The organism is Corynebacterium sp. S7 (assembly GCF_054401105.1).
Window position 1 is genome coordinate 2,631,444 of record NZ_CM136760.1, and the last position, 22,886, is coordinate 2,654,329.

Sequence of the window (22,886 nt, forward strand, 5' to 3'; positions counted from 1 at the left end):
TCCCTAGTGACTTGAGTTACATACTAAAGGGGATATGGTGTGCGCCTCAGGAACTTTTTGTTAAGGGGGTAATCAGCAACCTTTACAAAAAGAAAAGCACCACTTGTAGGTGGTGCTTTTCTCCTATTGTGCTTGACGACGACGCCGCGGCGTCCACATCGCCACTGCCGTCGAGCGGGGGACATGAACCAATTCCGCACCTTGGCGGTAGCCATGCGTGAGTTTTCCGCGCAGCTCCTGGTTCTCTTCCTCGACATCCGACAGGCGGTTCTGCAAGTCTTCGATCTCGCTGGAGAGCTCAATTATGGTTTTAATTCCAGCAAGATTGACCCCTTCTTCCTGGGACAAGCGTTGGACGGTGCGCAACAGATTAATGTCACGGCGCGAGTACCGTCGCCCACCACCCGCAGTCCGGGCAGGGGTGACAAGTCCTAGTCGGTCGTAGGTACGAAGGGTTTGGGCGTGCATCCCGGTCAGCTCTGCAGCCACCGAGATGACGTAGTACTCCTCTTTGTCTTTCGAATCAGCCATGCTAACTTCACCTCCTCGCCTGCCTAGTTAGCCCCGGCCCACCCACGACGTGGGTTATAGCCAGAGTCCTTCTCAGCTTGGGCATAGGAGCGCAGAGCGCTCGTGGCCGATGCATCCAGATTCTTCGGGATCTGCACATCTACGGTAACCAGCAAGTCTCCTGCCTGCCCGGACTGCTTTGGCACTCCCCGACCGCGAACGCGCAGCGTCCTGCCATTGGGTGTTCCTGCCGGAATCTTCACCTTGACGTGCTTGTCCAAAGTAGGAACTGTCACAGTGCCGCCGAGTACAAGCTCGTGGTAGGAAACTGGGACGGTCACTTCAAGGTCGTCGCCGGAGCGGGTGAACACTTTGTCGGGGCGAACATGGACGTGAACGAACAAATCACCTGCTGGGGTTCCATTCGGACCGGCCTCGCCTTGGCCTGCAAGGCGCACCTTCTGCCCATCAATCACACCAGCTGGGATGCGGACTGTGATCGAGCGAGTGCGGTGCACTGTGCCACGGCCATAACATGTTGGACATGGGTCTTCGATGACCTGGCCTGTGCCTCCACAGTTAGTACATGGGCGCGACATTCCGAAGGCACCCTTTTGTTCACTAACAAATCCGGAGCCGGAACAGACGCTACATGTCACGGTTTTCCCTGAGCGGGATCCTGATCCGTGGCACGTGGTACAAGGTGCCTCACCGGAGAGTTCTAGGGGGATAGTGGTACCTTGGGTTGCCTCGCGGAAATCTAACGTAATTTCCGTTTCGACGTCCGACCCCCGCGTCGGCCGAGTTGTCCGGCTAGTACCGCCGCTACGATTAAAGAGGCCGCCGAAGATGTCACCCAAACCGCCGTCCGAAGAAAATCCTCCACTGGATCCGTCTCCGAATCCGTCCCCGAAGAGGTCCGAGAAGTCGTACTCCCCCGACGTTTCGCGAAACCCACCGGGCGATCCGGCACCTCCGCCCCCTCCGAAGCGCTGGAACCCTCCAGAACCAATCATAGATTTGAGCTGATCGTATTCCTTGCGAGTCGCCTCGTCACCGATGACATCGTATGCCTCCGCGACCTTTTTGAAGCGGTCTTCTGCCTTCTTGTCGCCCGGGTTCTGATCCGGGTGGTTCTCACGTGCGAGTTTACGATAAGCCTTCTTAATTTCATCTGCTGAAGCAGACGAGGAGACACCCAAGTCCGCGTAATAGTCTTTATCTGCCCATTCACGATTCATAGCCACGGGCCATCCCCTCCTTTCTAATTATTATCTGCGTTGAAGTTTTTCTAAATTCTTTTGTCTAAAAATTACTAAAATGATGAAGTTATAGCTATCTGCGAGCCAAAATGGCCGGGGTGAAGTGACGTACGTGCTTCACTTCCCCGGCCATTTACTCTATCGCTCTCTAATTACGCTTCCGAGTCGGACTGCGTCGAACCCTCAGCTGGACTGGCCGGGTCAGCAATGATCACCATTGCGTTGCGCACAAGGCGTTCTCCCAACCGGTAGCCCTTGCGGAGCACGGTGCCTACAACCTTTTCGTCACCGGTAGAAAGGTCTTGTACCGCTTCGTGGATCTCCGGGTCGAAGGCGTCGCCTTCCTCACCGAAAGACTTCACGTTCTGGCCTTCCATCACATTATTAAACTTGTCGCCGATAGACTTCAGCGGACCATCTTCCAGATCGCCGTGCTGGCGAGCGAGTTCCAAATCGTCGAGCAGCGGCAGCAACAGCGTAATCAGGTTTGCTTTCGCATTATCGGAGATCACGGAGCGCTCACGCTCGGTACGACGACGGTAATTCGCGTACTCAGCGCTCAGGCGCTGCAAATCCTCGGTACGTTCCGCCAACTCCTCTTCCAAGGTCTTCTCCTGAGCGTCAGCCTGCGCTTCCGCTTCGACACCAGCAAGTGCCTCGTCGATTTCAGCTTCTAGCTCAGGGTCAATCTCAGAAGATACGCTCTCGCCTTCAGTTGCCGCATCTTCTGCAGCATCCGCACGTGCGTCTTCTTGCGCTTTCGCCGCGTCCTGTGCTTCCTGCTCAGCCTGGTCAGGGCTGATGTTCTCCGGGTCGGTGTTCTCAGGATTGCCAGGATCGTTCGGCATTGAATTTGAAGCCATAGGGCTTCACCTTGCCTTTCTTTTAATCAGGCGACGCCCCGTGTAACTCGAAAGGAATTAACGGGGTGCCGCGAGCGATTACTTCTTGTCCTGGCCCTTGTCAGCGCCTTCTGCTTCGTCATCTTCGACAACTTCAGCATCAACGACATTGTCATCGCCTTCTGGAGCACCGTCTGCCTGGGTAGCACCGGTGTTGGCCTCAGCCTCGTAGATTGCCTTACCCATCTCCTGGGATTCGGTGGAGAGCTCATCTACTGCGGACTTGATTGCCTCAAGGTCATTGCCCTTAAGAGCTTCGTCGACCTTGTCTGCTGCAGCGGTGACCTTAACCTTCAGGTCTTCGGAGACCTTGTCGGCGTTCTCGTCCAAGAACTTGCGGGTCTGGTATGCCATGGATTCCGCGTTGTTGCGGGTCTCCTGCTCTTCGCGGCGCTTCTTGTCTTCCTCAGCGTGCTCTTCAGCATCCTTAACCATGCGGTCAATTTCTTCCTGCGACAGCTTGGAACCATCCTGAATGGTGATGGTGTTTTCCTTGCCAGTGCCCTTGTCCTTAGCGGAGACAGACACGATACCGTTTGCGTCGATGTCGAAGGTGACCTCGATCTGTGGGACGCCACGTGGTGCAGGTGCAATACCGCCGAGCTCGAAGGAGCCAAGCAGGGTGTTTGCGGATGCCATTTCACGCTCGCCCTGGAAGACCTGGATCTGCACCGAAGGCTGATTGTCTTCAGCGGTGGTGAAGGTCTCGGAACGCTTGGTAGGAATGGTGGTGTTGCGCTCAATCAGCTTGGTCATCACACCACCCTTGGTTTCAATACCAAGAGACAGTGGGGTGACGTCGAGCAGCAGCACGTCCTTGACTTCGCCGCGCAGAACGCCAGCCTGCAGAGCAGCGCCGACTGCAACAACCTCGTCAGGGTTCACGCCCTTGTTTGGCTCCTTGCCACCGGTGAGCTCCTTGACTGCATCGGTTACGGCAGGCATACGGGTCGAACCACCGACCATGACAACGTGGTCAATCTCAGAAACAGAGAGGCCAGCGTCCTTCACAACCTGGTTGAAAGGTGCCTTGGTGCGATCCAGCAGGTCAGAGGTGATCTTCTGGAACTCAGTGCGAGACAGGGTCTCATCCAAGAACAGTGGGTTCTTGTCTGCGTCCACGGTGATGTAAGGCAGGTTAATCGATGCCGACTGGGAAGAAGACAGCTCAATCTTTGCCTTCTCAGCTGCCTCACGCAGACGCTGGAGAGCCATCTTGTCCTTGGTCAGGTCAATGCCGTTAGCGGACTTAAACTTCTCTACCAACCAGTCAACGATGCGCTGATCCCAGTCATCGCCGCCGAGCTCGTTATCACCAGCGGTTGCAAGAACCTCAACAACGCCGTCGCCGATTTCCAGCAGGGAGACGTCGAAGGTACCGCCACCAAGGTCGAAGACCAAAATGGTCTGCTCCTTGTCAGCCTTTTCTAGGCCGTAAGCCAGTGCTGCTGCGGTTGGCTCGTTGACAATACGAAGAACGTTCAGGCCTGCAATCTGGCCAGCTTCCTTCGTTGCCTGACGCTGTGCGTCCTCGAAGTAAGCAGGAACGGTAATAACTGCATCAGTAACTTCCTCGCCCAGGTAGGACTCTGCGTCGCGCTTCAGCTTCATCAGCGTACGTGCGGAGATTTCCTGTGCTGTGTACTTCTTATCGTCGATCTCCACAGACCAGTCAGTGCCCATGTGGCGCTTGACGGAGCGGATAGTGCGGTCAACGTTGGTAACTGCCTGGTTCTTTGCCGACTGGCCAACCAGGACTTCGCCGTTCTTTGCGAAAGCAACGACGGATGGGGTGGTGCGTGAGCCCTCAGAGTTTGCGATAACTACTGGCTCACCGCCTTCTAGAACAGATACAACCGAGTTGGTGGTACCCAAGTCAATGCCTACTGCGCGTCCCATATGTATTTCCTCCTATATAGATGATGTTCATTGTTAAGTTGATTGGCTTCTACTCAACTTCTGAAAACACTCTAACACATCGTTTCCGCAACCTTGAGCATGAAGCACTCAACTCTTACAACGAAATCACGCGAGAGTTATTCCAACCACACTCAACTTTATTATTTATCGCAGGTCAAAGCCATTAATTTATCTACCTGTGGACTTAATGTGAGTCCGTGCAAAGCGAAAATATTAAATAACCCGCTCACTTTGCCCCCACTGCCCTTCCGGCCACAGCGCCCAGCCTAGGGCGCGGTTCCACCCGCGCGCAATGCGTTTGCCTTCCGAATCTAGCCAATCGGGCTGCGAATGATGCAGCAGATGCACAAGGTCCAAGGCAACAACGCATTCTTCAACGCTTTTTAGTTGCCCATCCCCTGATCGCAACACGTCAATGCGCCAGGCAGCTGGGTCCAGTTCGGAAGCATGCAGGCGCGAGCCCGCCACCTCGATCCTGCCAATTGCCCAAGCAAGCGCCTCGGCTGCTGCCGTGGCAGTGAGGTGGACAAGCGCCTCGTCGTAAAGCGAGCTTGAAACGCTAAACCGCTCCCCCGGTGCCATCATCGCACCGACCTCGCGGAGGAAATCCCTCTCGCGCGGCGACATTAGCTCACGTCCGACGCTGACAAGATCATCGGTCTCCGGCGGCTCGCCTGCAAGAACCAGCCCTGCGATATGACCGACGAGCGATTGTATGCGCATCATCGCGCGCAGCTCGTCTGCCGGACGCAGCCTCGCCTCACGGATGCCAAGCACAGGTGGCACGGCGGAATCGACGGCGTAGCCTCGGGCATCGAGCTTGCTTATCGACGATTGCCTGCGCCGCACCGCGTCCTCTGCCACAGGGACCTTGATTTCCATACCTGGGGCTTGCAAGTTTTCGCCATCGATATTGCGCAGAGGCCCGTTTCCGATCTGGAAAACTGTGGGACCTTGTGCCGCAAGATCAGAAAATTCGACAAGTTGGACGGGCTTATAATCCTCGTCCCGGTAAAACTGATACACGGCTGCGGCCCTAGTGACTAGCCGAGCTAGTGCATGCGAGTCTGCGACATCCGCGCCGGTCACGGGCAGTCCTGCGTCGGCGAGAGCATTGATTAAGGAACCGATAGTTTCGGAAATATTCTCGGCAAACTGTTCGTCGTTGGGCGCAATAGTTGTGATGGCGGTGACCTGCATGGGTTCAATTTTGATCTATCTTGCGTCGTTGTGCAGCCCAATCTCTGGCAAGATAAGGAAGTGTGAATAAGAACGAAGACTTTAACGACTCGCTAGAAGCGGCAGTTGAGGGACCTCACTCAGGGACGCCGCAGCAATCCACATCTGCGGACTCCGCCGTTGAGTTGTCTGACGAAGTAGTAGATCGTTCCACGATCATCGCCGATGACGCGCGCACCCTCGCCGGGTGGGCGCTGCGCTTTATCATCGTGGCAATTGCCGCTGTCCTTTTGTGGAAGGGCTTGAGTTACGTCTGGGTAGGCATCCTGCCGGCGATCTTGGCCCTAATTTTTGCCACCGTGCTCTGGCCGCCCGTGCGCTGGCTGCGTAGGAAGAATGTGCCCTCTGCGTTGGCGGCACTTATCGTCATCATCGCGTTCTTTGGCATTATCTTTGGCATCTTTGCTGCCATGGCGCCGACGATTCGCAATCAGGGCCAGGCCCTCTGGACTCAAGCTCAAGCAGGCATTGACCAGATCATGCAGTGGCTCTCACAGGGCCCACTGCAAATTGACACCACGCAGTTTGACTCGGTGCTCCAGGAACTGCAGAACTTCCTTACCAACCAAGCCTCCACTATTGCCTCTGGTGTGTTGAGCGGTGTCTCCATTGCCTCCAGCGTGGTACTGACCATCGTGTTGATGCTGGTTTTGGTGTTCTTCTTCCTCAAGGACGGCGACAAGTTCTTGCCATGGGTTCGCCGCTACGTAGGCGCTAAGGCTGGCTTCCACATCACTGAAGTGTGCATGCGCTCGTGGAACACGCTCGCTGGCTTCATCCGTGCCCAGGCGCTGGTGTCCATGGTTGATGCTTTCTTCATCGGCTTGGGCTTGGTCTTGCTGAATATCCCGCTAGCGTTCGCCCTGGCTGTGATTACGTTCTTCGCGGGCTTCATCCCAATCGTCGGTGCCTTCACCGCGGGCGCTCTCGCCGTGATCATCGCCCTGGTTTCTAAGGGCTTCACCACCGCGGTGATTGTCTTGATTCTGATCATTGCCGTCCAGCAGATCGAGGGCAACATCCTGCAGCCGGTGCTGCAGTCCCGCGCGATGGGCTTGCACGCCGCCGTGGTCCTGCTTGCTGTGACCATCGGCTCGACGCTCTTTGGCATCATCGGTGCGTTCCTCGCGGTTCCTGTAGCTGCGATCGTGGCGGTCTGGTTCCGCTACCACGCCGAGATGGTCTCGCTGCGCTCCGGCGAGATTACCGCGGACGATATTCAGATCTCTACCCAACAGGGCGAAACAATGTCCTCGCGTGAAACCTTCGAGGCGGTGCGCGATCACCTCAGGAAGATATCGCGCAGGAAGTCGGATCCCGACGAGGACGAGAATTACGGCGCGACCAGCTTGAAGAAGTTGCGCAAAGACGAAGATGCTGCCGAGGAAAATAAGGTTTAGCCAAGCATTTTTGGGTGAAAACACTTATGGTGGGGGTCAGGAACGACTCCCACCATTTCCTTTTTAGGAGCTTGAACATGGCACATCTCAACGGCAAGACAATCGCAGTCATCGCCACGAATGGATTCGAGGACGCTGAGCTAGCCAGCCCAGTCGAAGCTGTCAAAGCTGTTGGCGCCGAAGTAAAAATCATTTCCACCGACGCAGGCACGATCAGTGGCAAGAACTGTACCCATGAGACCGTCGATATCACCACAGCCGAGGCCAACCCAGAGGATTTCGATGCATTGATCCTGCCCGGTGGCGCTACAAACGCAGACAGGATTCGCATGGATCAGGCTGCTGTGGATTTTGTTAAAGACATTTTCGCCGCCTCCAAGCCCACCGCAGTCATCTGCCACGGCGGTTGGATTCTCACCGATGCCAACGTTCTGCACGGCCGCACACTCACGTCCTACCCATCACTGAAAACCGATCTTTCCAATGCCGGCGCCACCTGGGTCGACGAAGAAGTCCACGTGGACAACGGCTTGGTCTCGTCACGCACCCCCGCCGACCTCGAGGCCTTCAACGCCGCCATGATCGAGGAATTCGCGAAGTAACTTAGTTACACAATCAGTTTCAGCGCGTCGGCCAAGTCGTGGGCGGCACGCTCAAGTGCGTCTGCCCACAGGCCACCCGCGGTTTCATCGGCTGGGTCCGAGACATTTTTCAGCAGCGTCACCGGCACGCCAAAGGTTTGCGCGGCAGCGGCGACAGCGTAGCCTTCCATGTCCACGAGGTGGGCTTCTTTGCTTAACGACGACCGCAGCTGCGAATCCTTCACGAACGTATCCCCCGTAGCCAACCGCGTCACTGGGAGCTTCCCGCTGGTTTCCATGTCCAGCCACCGGGGAAAAATGTGCTGACTAATGCCTGGCACCTCTTGCGCAGAAAAGTCATGCTTGGTCACGGCTTCGATCTCGAAGGTTCCCCAGTTGTCGTCGATAAGCGATCCTGCGGTGCCGACATTGATCACGCGCTCCGGCAGCGGGCCGGATGCGAGCCTGCGCGTCACGGCGATTGCGGCAGGCACTGTGCCTACTCCTGTGACCAATACTTCGTGAGAGGTTGTTTCGTGGATGACGGCGGCCTCAGCGGGCACGGCAGAGACGATCAGCAGTGACATGCCTTCTATTATCGCCCGCTAGCGGTTTTGGGCAAGAAGGCACCCCACTGGTTCAAGCTCGGTGCAGTGGGGTGCGGTGAGGTGGAGGGAGGGACTAGAAGATGGCCGAGGATAGTTGGTACAAAACCCACAGTGGGTAATGCACGACAACACCGAGTGTATGAAGCAGAATGGCGACCACGCCGCCGATAATTGTCAACATGATTCGTACCTTTCCTAGTGTGATGTGGACAACACTATCCTAGCAACCCACCTATTGAAATGAAAGGTTTTTTCTACATAATTAATTTTGTTTTGCCAGAAATTGAACAATTTTCTAATTGAAAGCAAAAAACGCCCCACAGCTCTGGCTGTAGGGCGTTAGAGAAGGTCGGCTTATTTGTCGCCTTGATCCTCTGTGCCAGGAGCCTCTGGGCTAGGATCCACTGTGCCAGGATCCACTGGATCAGGATCCACTGGATCAGAGGACAAATCCGAGAAGCTAAAGTTCTCAAAGATGGTCGACGGCAGCTGGACGATACCCTTCAGCGCGTCTAGTAGTGCGGTGAACTGTTCAACAATGAGATCAAGAATTTCAGACATAAGGTTCTCCCTTCAAACTTCTTTCAATTACCTCATTAACTCTATTTATTTCCAGAGACTACGCAAATCGAATATTGATTATTGACGCGTTGAGTGACTGACCTAACAATTAGTCGACGATTCATTCGCGGTCTAATTAAAAGCAAAAAACGCCCCACCGCCAATGCGGTGAGACGCTTACAAGTCTCTACTGATTTAAATCAAATTAGAGGACGTTGGAGGACAGCTCGGTGAGCTGCTCCACTGGGTAGGTCAGAACAGCCTTAACGATGTCGAGGAGCTGGCCAAATACGTCGCCGATGATGTCAAGCATGATGAGTGCCTTTCAGATTAATGAACAATGTATGAACTGACGATAACAGTTAAATGTCGATTACACAACATTCTCATAAATTTATGACTCTAGGAAGTGGATTCCACCTCCAGAACTGCATCACCTTAGATATCGTAGGCGATCCATATTCGTTACAGAAATTATGAAAGTACTTTTGCCTTCTTTTTGAAGGCAGGTAAACAAAAAAGTTCCACCGCCAAAGCGGTGGAACTTTCCCTCAATCCTGACAGATGGAAATCAGATTAGAGGATAGTGGAGGACAGCTCGGTGAGCTGCTCCACTGGGTAGGTCAGAACATCCTGGACGATGGAGAGGAACTGTGCGAATACGTTGGAGATAATTTCGATCATGATGATTGCCTTTCAGGTTGATGAACAATGCGAGACCCAGACTAAGGCCATCCCCATCTGATTGCAATCGTTTTATGGAATCTTTTTATTATAGGTTTCTTTAATGCCCCTGAATTAGTAGTCAGAAGATTGTGGCAACTTTGTTACATCTGCTTCAATAGTTACTGGTCCAGACAATTTTCGTGCACGACGAGCGCCAACTATTGTGATAGAAAATCCGATCGCAATAATCACAGCGCGCAGCACCCACATGGTCGTCTCAGACCATCCCAAGCCACCGAAAACGGCCGGCACGTTGAGTACAATCAGCACGGTTCCCACGAACCCACCCAATAGGTAAGGGTTCAAACGCGAAACTGCCCAAGCCGCGATTGGTGCCGCGATCACGCCACCAAGAAGCAGCGCCATAATGATCATGGCGTTCTCCACGAGCTGGTCCCACATACTCACAACAAAGCCAGCCGTGCCGCCAATAGACACCAAAAATTCAGCAGCAGAAACGGTGCCCACAATCTTGCGCGGTTCTGACTTTCCCAGCGTCATCAGAGTTGACACCGTTACTGGGCCCCATCCACCCCCGCCCGTGGAGGACAGGAAGCCGCCTATGGCCCCCAATCCGAAGAGCATGGGTTTCGAAGTCGGTGAGTTTGTTTGTTCGCTTGTCGGCGCTGATTTCTGGGACGCACCTCGCGAGAAGCGGATCACTAGGTGCACGCCTAGGACCATCAAAATGATGCCCGTCAGGGGCCGCGCTGCTTCAACGGGGAGATTAGCCAACACCGTTGCACCAATAAACGACAAAATCATGCCGGGGATTCCCAGCATGAGTGAGTGGCGCCAATTTACATTTCCGAAGCGCCAATGGCTAATGCCCGAGGCGAGGGTGGTACCCAGCTGCGCCGCATTGACGGCAGCGACAGCCTGCGCAGGGCCAAGACCCGCAAGGGCAATCAAGATAGTCGTCGAGGTAATGCCAAAGCCCATCCCCAGGCCACCGTCAACGAGTTGAGCAGCGAATCCTGCTAGGGCAATGAGCAAAAAAGTCCTCAAAGCTACTTACTTTCTATTGTCTGCGTTTCCTCGCTTGGTCGAACTAGTTCACTATTGGAATCTACAACGCCTTGCTCCGCTTCCGCAGCAGCTTTGGAGTTCTTCCGTGCGCGCTTAACCCCCAACAGCGAGAGGCCAGCGCCGATAACTGCAACAACCACCTGGATGATCCACACGTGAGTCACACCGAACGGCTCAAGCACCGTTGGGATATTCAGCAGCACAATCAAGGTACCCACAACGCCACCGAGCAGGATCGGATTCATGCGCGTGACCAGCCATGCTGCAATCGGAGCGGCAATGACACCGCCAATCAGCAGTGCAACAACGGCTGCAGCGTTAGTCACCAGGTCTTCCCAGAGCCCAACAACAAAGCCTGCGGTTGCAGCGGCAGTAACAATGAACTCTGCAGTATTAACAGTGCCGACGATGCGACGTGGTTCGCTCCGGCCTGCAGCCAACAGCGTCGACGTGGTCACCGGGCCCCAGCCGCCGCCACCGGTAGCATCAACGAAACCACCCACAAGGCCTAGGCCTCCGAGGAACTTCTTCGAATGCGGCTTCGCGTCGATCTTGCGCTGCGTGATTCCGCGGGAGAAGCGCAGCATCAAGTTGATGCCAATCAGCACCAAGATCGCCGACATGATTGGGCGTGCCGCTTCGGTGGACAGGTTGGACAACACAGTTGCGCCAGCGAAGGCTCCGATGCCACCGGGGATGCCGATAGCTGCGACAACTTTCCAGTCCACGTTGCCGAAACGCCAGTGGCTCACACCAGAGACGAACGTGGTTCCCAGCTCCGCGGCGTGCACCACGGCTGAGGCCTGTGCCGGGCCGAGACCCGCCAGCGCAATCAAAATAGTTGTCGAGGTGACGCCGAAGCCCATGCCAAGGCCACCGTCGACAAGCTGTGCCGCTAGGCCTGCAATCGCGATGAGGATGAGAGTTTTCATGGTTATGCTGTCTTTTCTGCTCCGACCAGGCTTCCCGCAAAATCGCGGTAGCGCTGGGCAACAATGGGGACTAGATCCTGAAGCAATGGGGCTGAGTGTGTCAGCACCACGCCAGTTTCGTCTTGAACTGTGCTGAATTTGTCCACAATGGCATCAAGAAGTGTGCCGTGTGTAACAAAAAGTGGGAGCACATGCATTCGCGAAGTGTTCGCCGCTACCTCGCGTAAGCCTTCAAGGCCGCGCCCCTCCCCTTTGCCCGTTGCCGAAACAACCCAGACTTCGTGCCCGGAAAGTTCTGCCAGGCGTGCACCCAACTTTTCGGTGCGCCGTGCCGCGACCTCATCCGAAGTCCCTACCGGGTAGAGCACCACGGTGGCATCCGCGTGGGCGTCTAAGCTCACGCGCCGCGCCAATACCGTTGCGATGTCTTCGCCCTGCCCCAGCGTCTGTGCCAAGTACAGACGCAGACCAGTGTGCTCCTCTGCTTGTTTTACAGCCGCGGGAACATCAACTTTGGCATGGTAGGCATCAGTAAAAAGCAGTGGCACAACAATAGCTTCATCGTGGCCCTGCGCGTACAAGATCTCTGCAGCCTTCGATAGCGTCGGCGAACTGAAATCCAGGTGCGATTCCACCGCCTCCACATCGAGGCACCGCGCGGCTGCCCTGGTGATAGCGCGCACACCAACTTCCGCCTCTGGGTGGCGGGAGCCGTGTGACAGTGTGATTAACGCAGTCATAGTGGTCCTCAATGTGTAGGTAGTGGTTAGGGTTAGCCCAGTCGCGTGCCGACGAGGCCTGCAGCCAGGGTGTTTCCCGAAGCTTGATCGATGAGCAGGAAATTTCCTACGGCGCCACGTGCCGCGTAATCCTCAACAGGAAGGTCGCTGGCTACCATGATGGTCACGTGGGCAATGTCGTTGAGCCCGAAGTTTTCTGGCTCAGAGACTGGGTTTTCGCCATCGATATCGACGATGCGGTCCACCGAAGCAACGCGGCCACGCACCAGAGAGGTGCCGTAGCGCACCTTCACCGCCTGGCCCGGCGCGATTTTCTTCTCGGTAAGGCCGACCACGGTGGCGTAGAACTCGCGCACTGGCTCAGGGCGTGAACCCGCTGCGAGAAGATCGCCGCGCACCAGATCGATGTCGTCGGCAAGCCGTAGTGCTACTGCGTCGCCGGCGTGTGCCTCCTCGACCTCGCCGTCGGAGGTATCAATGTGCGTGACGGTGGTGGTGCGACCTTCCGGTGCGGTGATTTCCTCGCCGACGCGGATCGAGCCTGCAGTAATGGAGCCCGCGTACGCCCGGTAGTCCGTAGCATGCTCGCGCAGGACGTACTGGATGGGGAAGCGGAAATCTAGCTCAAGCGCACGACCGGAGTTGACCGGGATCTCTTCCAATAACTCAAGTACGGTCGGGCCTTTGTACCAGTCCATCTGGGTGGAGCGCTCGACAACGTTGTCGCCCTTTAAGGCAGAGATTGGCACAACATATGGATCGCTGATGTCCAGTGCTTCTGCCTTGGCCAGGAACTGGTCGCGGATTTCGTTGAAGACCTCTTCGGAGTAATCCACTAGGTCAATCTTGTTCACTGCAAGAATGACGGTTTTCACGCCGAGCAGCGCTGCCACGTTGAGGTGGCGCACGGTCTGCTCGACAACACCGTGACGAGCATCAATAAGCAGCACAACTACCTGCGAGGTGGACATGCCAGTAACGGTATTGCGGGTGTACTGCACGTGACCTGGGGTATCGGCCAGGATAAAGGTGCGCTTGTCGGTGGCGAAGTAGCGGTAGGCCACGTCGATGGTGATGCCCTGCTCACGCTCGGCGCGCAGGCCGTCCACCAGCAAGGAAAGGTCTAGGCCCTCGAAGCCACGGTCAGCCGAAGTCCGCTCAACGGAAGCCAGCTGATCAGCCAACACCGACTTCGTGTCGTGCAGCAGGCGACCCACGAAGGTGGACTTGCCATCATCGACAGAGCCTGCGGTGCACAGACGCAACGTCTGGCGATCCGAAATCACATCAGTTGCGGACTGGGTAATAGTTGGGGCGCTCATCAGAAGTAGCCCTCCTTCTTGCGGTCTTCCATTGCGGATTCGGACAGGCGATCGTCGGCACGCGTTGCGCCGCGCTCGGTCAACGTCGAGGTAGCAATCTCTTCCAAAACATCATCGATGGTGGTGGCTGAGGACTCGACGGCGCCAGTGCAGCTCATGTCGCCGACGGTGCGGTAACGCACTTGCTTGACGACGATTTCCTCGCCATCCTTCGGGCCACCCCACTCACCTGCGGTGAGCCACATTCCGTCGCGGTTAAATACCTCGCGCTCGTGGGCAAAGTAGATCTCCGGCAACGCGATATTGCGCGCACCGATGTACTCCCACACGTCTGCCTCAGTCCAGTTGGAGATGGGGAACACGCGGATGTTCTCGCCTGGCAACTTCTCGCCATTGTAGAGATTCCATAGCTCAGGACGTTGACGACGAGGGTCCCAACCGCCGAAAGAGTCGCGCACTGAGAAGACTCGCTCCTTGGCGCGGGCGCGCTCTTCGTCGCGACGCGCGCCGCCGAGCACAGCATCGTAGCCAGCCTCGGCAATGGTCTCCACAAGCGGGACTGTCTGCAGCGGATTACGCGTGCCGTCGGGGCGTTCCTGCAGGTCACCGCGGTCGATCCAGTCCTGGACATGCGCGACGCGCAAACGAACGCCGGTCTCCTCGACGAGGCGATCGCGGAACTCGATGACCTCCGGGAAGTTGTGACCGGTGTCGACGTGCAGCAGCTCAATCGGCATTGCTGCCGGTGCGAACGCGCGACGTGCAAGCTCAAGCACGACGCAGGAATCCTTGCCGCTGGAGAACAGCAATCCGATCTTGTCGAACTGTCCAGCTACCTCGCGAAGGATATGGATCGACTCGTTTTCCAAGTCCTTCAAGTGCGGCGACAACGCCGTAGTTGTTTGAGTGGTCATTATGAGTGCAACCCACATTCTGTCTTGTTCTGGCCCGCCCAACGGCCGGCACGGGGATCTTCGCCTTCAGCGACTGGCAAGGTGCATGTTTCGCACCCAATCGAGGGGTAGCCCTGCTTTGTCAGCGGGTGAATAATCAGGGTCTTGTCCTCGATATACTTCTCCGTGTCCTCGAGGGACCAGGTAATAATCGGGGAAATTTTCAACCGACCAGTCTTATCCAGGCTCAGCGCAGGTGCCTGGGCACGCGTTGGCCCATCTGCGCGACGCAGACCGGTAATCCAGCCGACGTAGGGAGACAAGCTCACAGCCAATGGCTCCACCTTGCGCATCCGGCAGCACGCCGTAGGATTCTTCGCGTACAGGTTCAGCCCGTACGTTTGATCCTGCTCTGGCCTGGTCAAAATGGGCTGAGCGCGGACAAGTTTCTGCTCCGGGTACCTGGCCTCAACCTGGTCAGCCACATCGATGGTCTCCGCGAAGTGGTAGCCGGTATCCAAAAACAGGAAGTCGGCGCGCGGCAGGTGGTCTTTCGCGAGCTCCGCCAGCACGGTGTTCTCCATGCTCAAGGTCACTGCCAAATCGCCCGGTGCGTGGGTGTTGGCCCAGTCCAGAATGTTTTCGGCCGTTTCGTCGTAAAGCTTTTCTGCGTACTTATCGACGAGTTCCTCGTTGATCCTTGCTGTCTCGCTACTCAGCGGCGCGGTGTTCTTCTGACCTTCCGGACTGACCTCCGGATCCCGGTAGTTCGCTGAACCGCCGAGCAAATTAACGCTGGTCATTGTGCCTCTCCTTTCGTAAGACTTCAGTGTATCCGTGCTTGGCCAATGATTCTTGGTAAGCCTGTTCTGTAGATTTCGCAGGTGCCGGGGCGTATTCTGGGTCATCTTGTCCATAAAACTTCACTTCGAAAATGCGTAGACATTCATGGCATTTCCATGCGAAGTCGGACTCCTCGTTGGGATAGAGATCCTCACCCGCGCAGTAAGGGCAATGCGTCGGATGGTTCCGGTTCGGGTTCGGCGCCCTGCGGAAACTCACTTAATGTCCTCTTCATCGGCGCGCAGCAGCCACTCACCGAAGAGCTCGCCTTCATTGCGCTTCTCGGTGTAGTTCTTCACCACACGGGTGACATAGGGGGTCAGTTCGGAGGAAAGCACCTTGTGTCCGCGGATCTTGCGGCCGAAGTTGGCGCCCTCGCCGAGGGTGCCCCCGAGGTGGACCTGGAAACCTTCGACGCGGTTGCCGTCCTCGTCGGTGACGGTCTGGCCCTTCAAACCAATGTCGGAAATCTGGGTGCGAGCACACGCGTTCGGGCAACCGTTCAGCGCGATGGTGATCGGGGAATCCAGGTCGCCGAATTGTTCCTCGAGCTCGTCGGCAAGTTCGATCGCGCGCGACTTCGTGGTCACGTGTGCCAGTTTGCAGTATTCCAGGCCGGTGCAGGAGAGCAGGCCGCGACGGAACTCGGAGGGCTGGGAGAACAGGCCCATCGCGCGCAGGTCGTTGGTCAGCGGGGTGACCTTATCTTCTGGAATGTCCAGGAAGAGTAGCTCCTTGAACGGGGTGAAGCGCAGGCGGGTCAGGCCGTGGGACTCTGCCAGGTCCGCAACCGCGATGAGCTGCTCGCCGGAGAGGTGGCCAAGAGTTGGTTTTACACCTAAGTAATAGTTGCCGTCTTTTTGCTCGTGCAGACCGATGTGGTCGCGCGCGATTGGGTTCTTTACTGGGTCCGGGCCATCTGGCAGCTTGTAGCCCAAGTAGTCGTCTTCGAGAATTTGGCGGAACTTCTCTGGGCCCCACTGGGCAACCAGGAACTTCAGGCGCGCGCGGTTGCGCAGGCGACGGAAACCATAATCACGGAAGATGCCCACGACTGCGTTCCACACCTCTGGGACCTGCTCGAGAGTGACAAACGCACCAAGTGACTGCGCCAGCATCGGGTTGGTGGACAGACCTCCGCCGACGAAGACCTGGAAGCCAGCACCGAGCTCAGGGTGAACTACGGCTTGGAACGCAACATCCTGGATCTCGTGTGTGACATCCTGGCGCGAGTTGCCGGAGATTGCCGTTTTGAACTTGCGGGGCAGGTTCTGGTTTTCTTCGCGCAGCAAGTAGTTTTCTTTGATTTCGTCGATTGCCGGGGTGGCATCGATGATCTCGTCCTTGGCAACACCCGCAACAGGCGAACCCAGGATCACGCGCGGCACGTCGCCACAGCCATCCAAGGTGTCCAGACCGACAGATTCCAACTTGTCCCAGATCGCCGGGACGTTTTCAATCTCAACCCAGTGCATCTGAATGTTCTGGCGATCGGTCAGGTCGATGGTAGAGCGTGCCCAATCCCGCGAAATCTCGCCGACCGCACGAGCCTGCTCGGTGGTAACTCGCCCGCCGTCGAAACGGATGCGCATCATAAAGTAGCGATCCTGCAGCTCCGAGTTGTCCTTACCGGTGTGCTCGCCGCCTAGGTTCTGCTTGCGCTGGGTGTACATTCCGATCCACTTGAAGCGCGGTGCAAGATCGTCTGCGGGGATGGAATCGAAGCCCTGCTTGGAGTAAATGTCAATCACGCGCTGCTTTACCTGCAGCATGGGCTCTTCCTGCTTGACCACTTCGTCGTGGTTCAGCGGACTATTACCGTCAATCTTCCACTGGCCTTCTGGCTTCTTGGCGCGGGGCTTCTTGGTTGTAGGGGCTGTCATCTCAGGCTCCTTAGTGATGCTTGGGTGCGTTGTTCAAGCATCACAGTTTTAGACATATTGTGAACTGCTTGGTCTATTTCTCTTCCATCTCGGAAGGTTCCTGCAGAACACTATCCGTACAAATCGGTCTAGTGCAATAGGTCTAAAAATATTCATGTCGATTTACCTACACTGACCTTGGTTTACATGCATGAATGTAAAACGTTTGCCCAGAAAGGCTTGAATATAATTCCGGGCAAACACTTTGCATTTTCTCAAATCAATGCTAATACTTTAGACCAAGTTGTCTAGCAATTGTTCCCAGATACATACCGAAAGGACGCCCACATGAGTTTGCGCGTTGCAGTTATTGGAGCCGGCCCCGCTGGTATTTACGCATCAGACCTTCTGATCCGCCACGAAGAACACGACATCTACGTCGACCTTTTCGAGCAAATGCCCGCCCCGTTTGGCCTCATCCGCTACGGTGTCGCCCCGGACCACCCGCGCATCAAGGGCATTGTCAAGAGCTTGCACAACGTGTTGGACAAGCCACGCCTGCGCTTGATCGGCAACACCACCGTGGGACGCGATGTCACCATCGATGAGCTGCGCGAATACTACGACGCCATCGTCATTTCCACCGGCGCCGTGCGCGACAAGGCCCTCACCATCCCCGGCGGCGAGCACTCCATCGGAGCGGGCGAATTCGTCGGTTTCTACGACGGCAACCCTCGCTTTAACCGCGACTGGGATCTTTCCGCTCGCCAGGTCGCCGTCATCGGCGTAGGCAACGTCGGACTCGACATCGCCCGCATCCTGGCCAAGACCGGCGACGAACTCCTAGTCACCGAGATCCCCGACAACGTGTACGCATCCTTGGCCAAGAACCAGGCCGAGGAAGTCCACATGTTCGGCCGTCGCGGCCCCGCACAGGCAAAGTTCACGCCGAAGGAACTCAAGGAGCTCGACCTTTCCGACACCATCAACGTCGTCGTCGACCCAGAAGACATTGACTACGACGATCAGTCCGTCGAGGCCCGTCGCTCCAACAAGTCCACCGATCTCAACTGCCAGGTCATCGAGCAGTACGCCATCCGCGAACCGAAGGACGCACCCCACAACCTCCACATTCACTTCTTCGAGGAGCCCGTCGAGGTGCTCACCGAAGCCGGCCAGGTCGTGGGCCTAAAAACCGAACGCCAAGAATACGACGGCGAAGGCAACGTCGTGGGCACCGGCAAATTCACCGAGTGGCCGGTCCAAGCCGTCTACCACGCCATCGGTTATCGCTCCGAACCCATCGCGGGAGTCCCCTTCGACTTCGATAAGAACGTCATCACCAACGACGGCGGCCACGTCACAGGCGCCGAAGGCCTCTACGCCACCGGCTGGATCAAGCGCGGCCCGATCGGCTTGATCGGTAACACCAAGTCTGATGCCAAAGAAACAACAGACATGCTTATCGACGATGCCCTGGCCGGCCGCCTCACCCCACGCAAGCATGAAGATCCCGGCGCGATCATCGAGTTGCTAGAGTCCCGCGAAATCCCCTACACCACCTGGGAGGGTTGGTACCGCCTCGACGGTGCAGAGCGCGCCGCAGGCGAGGGCTGCGAGATCTACGGTCGCGAGCGCAAAAAGATTATCGAGTGGGAGGAAATGGTGTCCCACGCCCGCGCGGTGCCGGTGGTTTCTTAACCGTTTCTGCAGGGCCACCTGCGTTTCTAGCCTCTTGGTCGATTCCAGTATCGACCAAGAGGTATTTTTTGTTGTTACAACAACATCTGACCTGCGTAAATGCAGGAGCTGAAATGACGTGGTCGATTCCGGCCTGTCACGCACCTGAAAAAAAGTCTACAATGGGCTAGCTTTTGATAACTTCAATCGAAAAGGCCTCACCCATGGACCTTCTGAGAATACTAGTATCCCGCTCGAAACCTTATGCGGGATACGTCCTAGCGGTCGTGGTGCTCCAAATAATCACCACCGCCGCCACACTCTACCTACCGTCGCTAAATGCGGACATCATTGATCAAGGTGTCTCCCTTGGCAACATCGACCACATCTGGAGCGTCGGGCGCGTCATGCTCGGCGTCGCGTTTATACAGGTCATCGCCGCAATCGCCGCTGTTTGGTTCGGTTCGCGTACCGCGATGGGCCTTGGTCGCGATGTGCGTAAACAGGTCTACCGCAAAGTCACGTCCTTCTCTGCCGAGGACATGGCGAAATTTGGTTCGGCCACGCTGATTACACGCAGCACCAACGATGTGCAGCAAATTCAGATGGTGTACATGATGATCCTGAACTTCATGGTCAGTGTGCCCATCATGTGCATTGGTGGCATCATCATGGCCCAGCGCGAAGATGCTGGCATGTCCTGGCTGGTCTGGGTCTCCGTGGTCGTACTCGCTGTGGTGATCGGTGCGTTGATCTTTAGATTGATGCCACTGTTCACAACCATGCAAGACAAGATCGACAATATTAACGGCACCCTGCGCGAGCAGCTCGCCGGCATCCGCGTAATCCGCGCCTTCGGCCGCGAGCGCTTTGAGAAGGACCGCTTCACTGATTCGAATAGGGATCTCACAGAGGTATCACTCAAGATCGGCTACCTGTTTGTTCTGATGATGCCGCTGATCACCATGGTTCTCAACGGTGCAACCGCCGCGGTGCTGTGGTTCGGCGGAGAGCGCGTCGACCAAGGTTTGGTCCAGGTCGGCTCGCTCACGGCGTTCTTGCAGTACCTGCTGCAGATCTTAGTCTCGGTGATGATGGGTACCTTCATGGCCATGATGCTGCCCCGCGCCATCATCTGTGCGCGCCGCGTCACCGAAGTACTGAATCACGAGCCATCCATCGTCGAACCAACCGAGCCAGCAGTCCTCGGTGAGCCCCGCGGCGAGGTCGAGTTCCGCAACGTCAGCTTCAGCTACCCAGGCGCCGAGGAGCCAGTCCTTCAAGACATTTCCTTTAAGGCACACCCCGGCACGACCACGGCGATCATCGGGTCGACGGGGTCGGGCAAAACGACGCTGATTTCGCTGATTCCGCGCCTGTATGCGCCGACAAGCGGAGAGGTGCTTATCGACGACACCTCTGTCTCCGATATCTCCCGCAAAGACCTGGTACAACGCGTTTCCTTGGTTCCCCAGAAGCCATATCTGTTCTCTGGCACGGTGGCTTCGAACCTGCGCATGGCAAATCCAGAAGCCACCGATGAGGAACTCTGGCGCGCCCTTGACATTGCCCAAGCGAAGTTCGTGGACGACCTAGACATGCCTATTGCCCAGGGCGGAACCAACGTCTCGGGTGGTCAGCGCCAGCGCTTGTCTATTGCGCGCACGATCGTTGCGAACCCAAAGATTTACCTTTTCGACGATTCCTTTTCCGCACTGGACGTAATTACTGATCAGTTGGTCAGGGAGGCGATGAAATCGTCGATAAGCGATGCAACCATGATCATTGTGGCGCAGCGCGTGTCGTCGATCATGGACGCAGATCAAATCATTGTTGTAGATAATGGTCGCGTTGTTGGCCAGGGTACGCACGACGAACTTAACGCGACCAACCCAACGTACCGCGAGATTGTAGAGAGCCAGGTGGCACACAATGAGTGATCTGACTGATGACCAGCTCGCGGAGCTGGAAACCCAGACGGCAGGCGATGAATGGTCGGGCTCGGCGCCTCGTCAGGCGAAGGAGTTCTGGCCGTCGGCGAAGCGCCTATTTGGCCTGCTCGGCGAGCACAAGTGGAAGATGTTCGCGGTCATTGTGTTCAACATTGCCTCCGTGGTGTTGAACGTGTGGGCGCCGAAGGTTCTTGGCCAGGCCATGGACGTGATTTTCTCCGGTGCTATTTCGAAGCAACTTCCTGCTGGCGTATCTAAGGAACAGGTCATTGAGGGGCTGCGTGCGCAGGGCCAGGATACCTTCGCGGATATGGCCTCGGCGATGGATCTGACGCCGGGTGTGGGCATTGACTTCCCGCTGCTTGCGCGGATGATCGTGTTCGTCTTGGCCCTGTACCTCTTTTCCAGTGCTTTTAGCCTCTGGCAGGGCCGGATTCTCAACCGGATGACCATGGATGTGGTGTTCAAGCTGCGCGAACGCGTGGAGGCAAAGATCCACTCGCTGCCACTGTCGTACTTTGATACTCGCCAGCGTGGCGATCTGCTCTCGCGCACAACCAACGATATGGATAACGTGCAGCAGGCACTGCAGCAAGCAGTCGCACAGTTGCTCTATTCTGTCTTCTTGATCATCGGCATCACCGTGATGATGTTCTCCATCTCTTGGCAGCTTGCGCTGCTGGCTCTGTTGGCCATCCCGCTGACCGGTATCGTGATTGGCATTATCGGGTCGCGTTCGCAGAAGCAGTTCAAAACTCAGTGGAAGGCCACCGGCGAGCTCAACGGCCACACCGAAGAGACCTTCTCGGGCCACAACCTAGTGCAGATTTTCGGTCGTACCGAGGCCATGCACGAGGAATTTGACCGCAAGAACGAAAAGCTCTTCTCATCTGCATCGATGGCGCAATTCCTCTCCGGCATGATGATGCCAATCATGCAGTTCATCTCGTATCTTTCCTACGTGGCCATTGCGGTATTCGGCGGCCTCAAGGTGGCTAACGGTTCCATGACGCTTGGCGACGCCACCGCGTTCATCCAGTACTCCCGCGAGTTCAACCAGCCACTCGGCCAGCTCGGCGGCATGGCGCAGATGATCCAGTCCGGTGTTGCCTCTGCTGAGCGTGTCTTCGAGTTCCTCGACGCCGAGGACCAGAGCCCAGATACCGCCAAGGCTTCCTTCGACGGTCGCGCCACTGGCCTGGTTGAATTCGACCACGTCAACTTCTCCTACACCGACGAGCCGTTGATCCAGGACCTCAACCTGCGCGTTGATCCTGGTCAGACGGCCGCGATCGTAGGCCCGACCGGTGCCGGCAAGACCACGCTGGTCAACCTGATCATGCGTTTCTACGAAATCGATTCTGGCCAGATCCGCATCGACGGGATTGACACGAAGGACCTCAGCCGCGCCGAGCTGCGTTCCCAGATCGGAATGGTGCTTCAAGATGCCGTGCTGTTTAAGGGCTCCATCATGGACAACATCCGCTACGGCCGCCTCGACGCCACGGACGAAGAGGTCATCCAGGCGGCGAAGGCCACCTACGTGGATCGCTTCGTGCACACCCTACCCGATGGCTACGACACCGAGATCGACCAAGACGGCGGTTCCATTTCCGCAGGTGAGCGCCAGCTGATCACCATTGCTCGCGCGTTCTTGGCCCAGCCTGCCCTGCTTATTCTCGACGAGGCCACCAGCTCCGTAGATACCCGCACCGAGGTGTTGGTCCAGCAGGCCATGGGTGCGTTGCGCACGAATCGCACCAGCTTCGTCATCGCACACCGCTTATCGACGATTCGCGACGCCGACACCATCCTGGTCATGGAAAACGGCCAGATCGTGGAACAGGGAACCCATGAAGAACTCATTGCGATGGAAGGCTCCTACTGGCGTTTGAACCAGACCCAGTTCGCAGAAGACGAATAA

Annotated in this window: 20 protein-coding genes; 5 read left to right on the forward strand and 15 right to left on the reverse strand. The window is 56.6% G+C overall.

Annotation, left to right across the window (positions count from 1 at the left end):
• Positions 1-123: 123 nt before the first annotated feature.
• From ACXZ66_RS12480 to ACXZ66_RS12500, 5 genes are all read right to left on the reverse strand, one after another.
• On the reverse strand, positions 124-531 hold the full coding sequence (locus ACXZ66_RS12480) for a heat shock protein transcriptional repressor HspR (protein WP_458749173.1): 408 nt from the start codon (positions 529-531) through the stop codon (positions 124-126).
• A gap of 23 nt (positions 532-554) precedes the next feature.
• Positions 555-1,757: a molecular chaperone DnaJ gene (dnaJ, locus tag ACXZ66_RS12485; protein ID WP_458749174.1), complete on the reverse strand. Its 1,203-nt coding sequence runs from the start codon at positions 1,755-1,757 to the stop codon at positions 555-557.
• Positions 1,758-1,924: 167 nt separating this feature from the next.
• Positions 1,925-2,635, reverse strand: coding sequence for a nucleotide exchange factor GrpE (grpE, locus tag ACXZ66_RS12490; protein WP_458749175.1), 711 nt, complete (start codon positions 2,633-2,635; stop codon positions 1,925-1,927).
• Between the two features lie 78 nt (positions 2,636-2,713).
• Positions 2,714-4,573, reverse strand: coding sequence for a molecular chaperone DnaK (gene dnaK / locus ACXZ66_RS12495; RefSeq protein WP_458749176.1), 1,860 nt, complete (start codon positions 4,571-4,573; stop codon positions 2,714-2,716).
• A gap of 234 nt (positions 4,574-4,807) precedes the next feature.
• Positions 4,808-5,794, reverse strand: a complete 987-nt coding sequence (locus ACXZ66_RS12500; protein ID WP_458749177.1) for a DUF4272 domain-containing protein — start codon at positions 5,792-5,794, stop codon at positions 4,808-4,810.
• A 62-nt stretch (positions 5,795-5,856) separates the two neighbouring features.
• Here ACXZ66_RS12500 and ACXZ66_RS12505 point away from each other — a divergent pair, with 62 nt between their 5' ends.
• Complete coding sequence (locus ACXZ66_RS12505) at positions 5,857-7,233, forward strand: AI-2E family transporter (RefSeq protein ID WP_458749178.1); 1,377 nt, start codon at positions 5,857-5,859, stop codon at positions 7,231-7,233.
• Positions 7,234-7,310: 77 nt separating this feature from the next.
• Complete coding sequence (locus tag ACXZ66_RS12510; RefSeq protein ID WP_458749180.1) at positions 7,311-7,835, forward strand: type 1 glutamine amidotransferase domain-containing protein; 525 nt, start codon at positions 7,311-7,313, stop codon at positions 7,833-7,835.
• Between the two features lie 5 nt (positions 7,836-7,840).
• Here ACXZ66_RS12510 and ACXZ66_RS12515 read toward each other — a convergent pair whose 3' ends face one another.
• The 10 genes from ACXZ66_RS12515 to ACXZ66_RS12560 all read right to left on the reverse strand — a co-directional run bounded on the left by ACXZ66_RS12515 (position 7,841) and on the right by ACXZ66_RS12560 (position 17,351).
• Positions 7,841-8,401, reverse strand: coding sequence for a nucleosidase (locus ACXZ66_RS12515; protein WP_458749182.1), 561 nt, complete (start codon positions 8,399-8,401; stop codon positions 7,841-7,843).
• 375 nt (positions 8,402-8,776) lie between these two features.
• Positions 8,777-8,983 carry a hypothetical protein gene (locus ACXZ66_RS12520; protein WP_458749183.1) on the reverse strand — a complete coding sequence of 69 codons (207 nt, stop codon included), beginning with the start codon at positions 8,981-8,983 and terminating at the stop codon, positions 8,777-8,779.
• Positions 8,984-9,781: 798 nt separating this feature from the next.
• Positions 9,782-10,705 carry a sulfite exporter TauE/SafE family protein gene (locus tag ACXZ66_RS12525; RefSeq protein WP_458749185.1) on the reverse strand — a complete coding sequence of 308 codons (924 nt, stop codon included), beginning with the start codon at positions 10,703-10,705 and terminating at the stop codon, positions 9,782-9,784.
• A gap of 14 nt (positions 10,706-10,719) precedes the next feature.
• Positions 10,720-11,670: a sulfite exporter TauE/SafE family protein gene (locus tag ACXZ66_RS12530; protein WP_458749187.1), complete on the reverse strand. Its 951-nt coding sequence runs from the start codon at positions 11,668-11,670 to the stop codon at positions 10,720-10,722.
• Between the two features lie 2 nt (positions 11,671-11,672).
• Positions 11,673-12,410, reverse strand: coding sequence for a sirohydrochlorin chelatase (locus tag ACXZ66_RS12535; RefSeq protein WP_458749188.1), 738 nt, complete (start codon positions 12,408-12,410; stop codon positions 11,673-11,675).
• Positions 12,411-12,442: 32 nt separating this feature from the next.
• The gene (locus ACXZ66_RS12540) at positions 12,443-13,732 is read right to left on the reverse strand and encodes a sulfate adenylyltransferase subunit 1 (protein ID WP_458749189.1); all 1,290 of its coding nucleotides are present in this window, start codon (positions 13,730-13,732) and stop codon (positions 12,443-12,445) included.
• Positions 13,732-14,646, reverse strand: coding sequence for a sulfate adenylyltransferase subunit CysD (gene cysD / locus ACXZ66_RS12545; protein ID WP_458749190.1), 915 nt, complete (start codon positions 14,644-14,646; stop codon positions 13,732-13,734). The genes ACXZ66_RS12540 and cysD overlap by 1 nt, the downstream gene beginning before the upstream one ends.
• Complete coding sequence (locus ACXZ66_RS12550) at positions 14,646-15,428, reverse strand: phosphoadenylyl-sulfate reductase (protein WP_458749191.1); 783 nt, start codon at positions 15,426-15,428, stop codon at positions 14,646-14,648. Before ACXZ66_RS12550 ends, cysD begins: the two co-directional genes overlap by 1 nt.
• On the reverse strand, positions 15,415-15,687 hold the full coding sequence (locus ACXZ66_RS12555) for a hypothetical protein (RefSeq protein ID WP_458749192.1): 273 nt from the start codon (positions 15,685-15,687) through the stop codon (positions 15,415-15,417). The genes ACXZ66_RS12550 and ACXZ66_RS12555 overlap by 14 nt, the downstream gene beginning before the upstream one ends.
• A complete protein-coding gene (locus ACXZ66_RS12560) occupies positions 15,684-17,351 on the reverse strand; it encodes a nitrite/sulfite reductase (protein WP_458749193.1) in 1,668 nt (555 codons plus the stop codon). Before ACXZ66_RS12560 ends, ACXZ66_RS12555 begins: the two co-directional genes overlap by 4 nt.
• A 327-nt stretch (positions 17,352-17,678) precedes the next feature.
• On the opposite strand from ACXZ66_RS12560, the gene ACXZ66_RS12565 reads away from it, so the two are divergent.
• From ACXZ66_RS12565 to ACXZ66_RS12575, 3 genes are all read left to right on the forward strand, one after another.
• Positions 17,679-19,031, forward strand: coding sequence for an FAD-dependent oxidoreductase (locus ACXZ66_RS12565; RefSeq protein ID WP_458749194.1), 1,353 nt, complete (start codon positions 17,679-17,681; stop codon positions 19,029-19,031).
• Positions 19,032-19,234: 203 nt separating this feature from the next.
• Positions 19,235-20,950 (forward strand): ABC transporter ATP-binding protein, encoded by a 1,716-nt coding sequence (locus tag ACXZ66_RS12570; RefSeq protein WP_458749196.1) that lies wholly within the window; start codon positions 19,235-19,237, stop codon positions 20,948-20,950.
• Positions 20,943-22,886: an ABC transporter ATP-binding protein gene (locus ACXZ66_RS12575; RefSeq protein WP_458749198.1), complete on the forward strand. Its 1,944-nt coding sequence runs from the start codon at positions 20,943-20,945 to the stop codon at positions 22,884-22,886. Before ACXZ66_RS12570 ends, ACXZ66_RS12575 begins: the two co-directional genes overlap by 8 nt.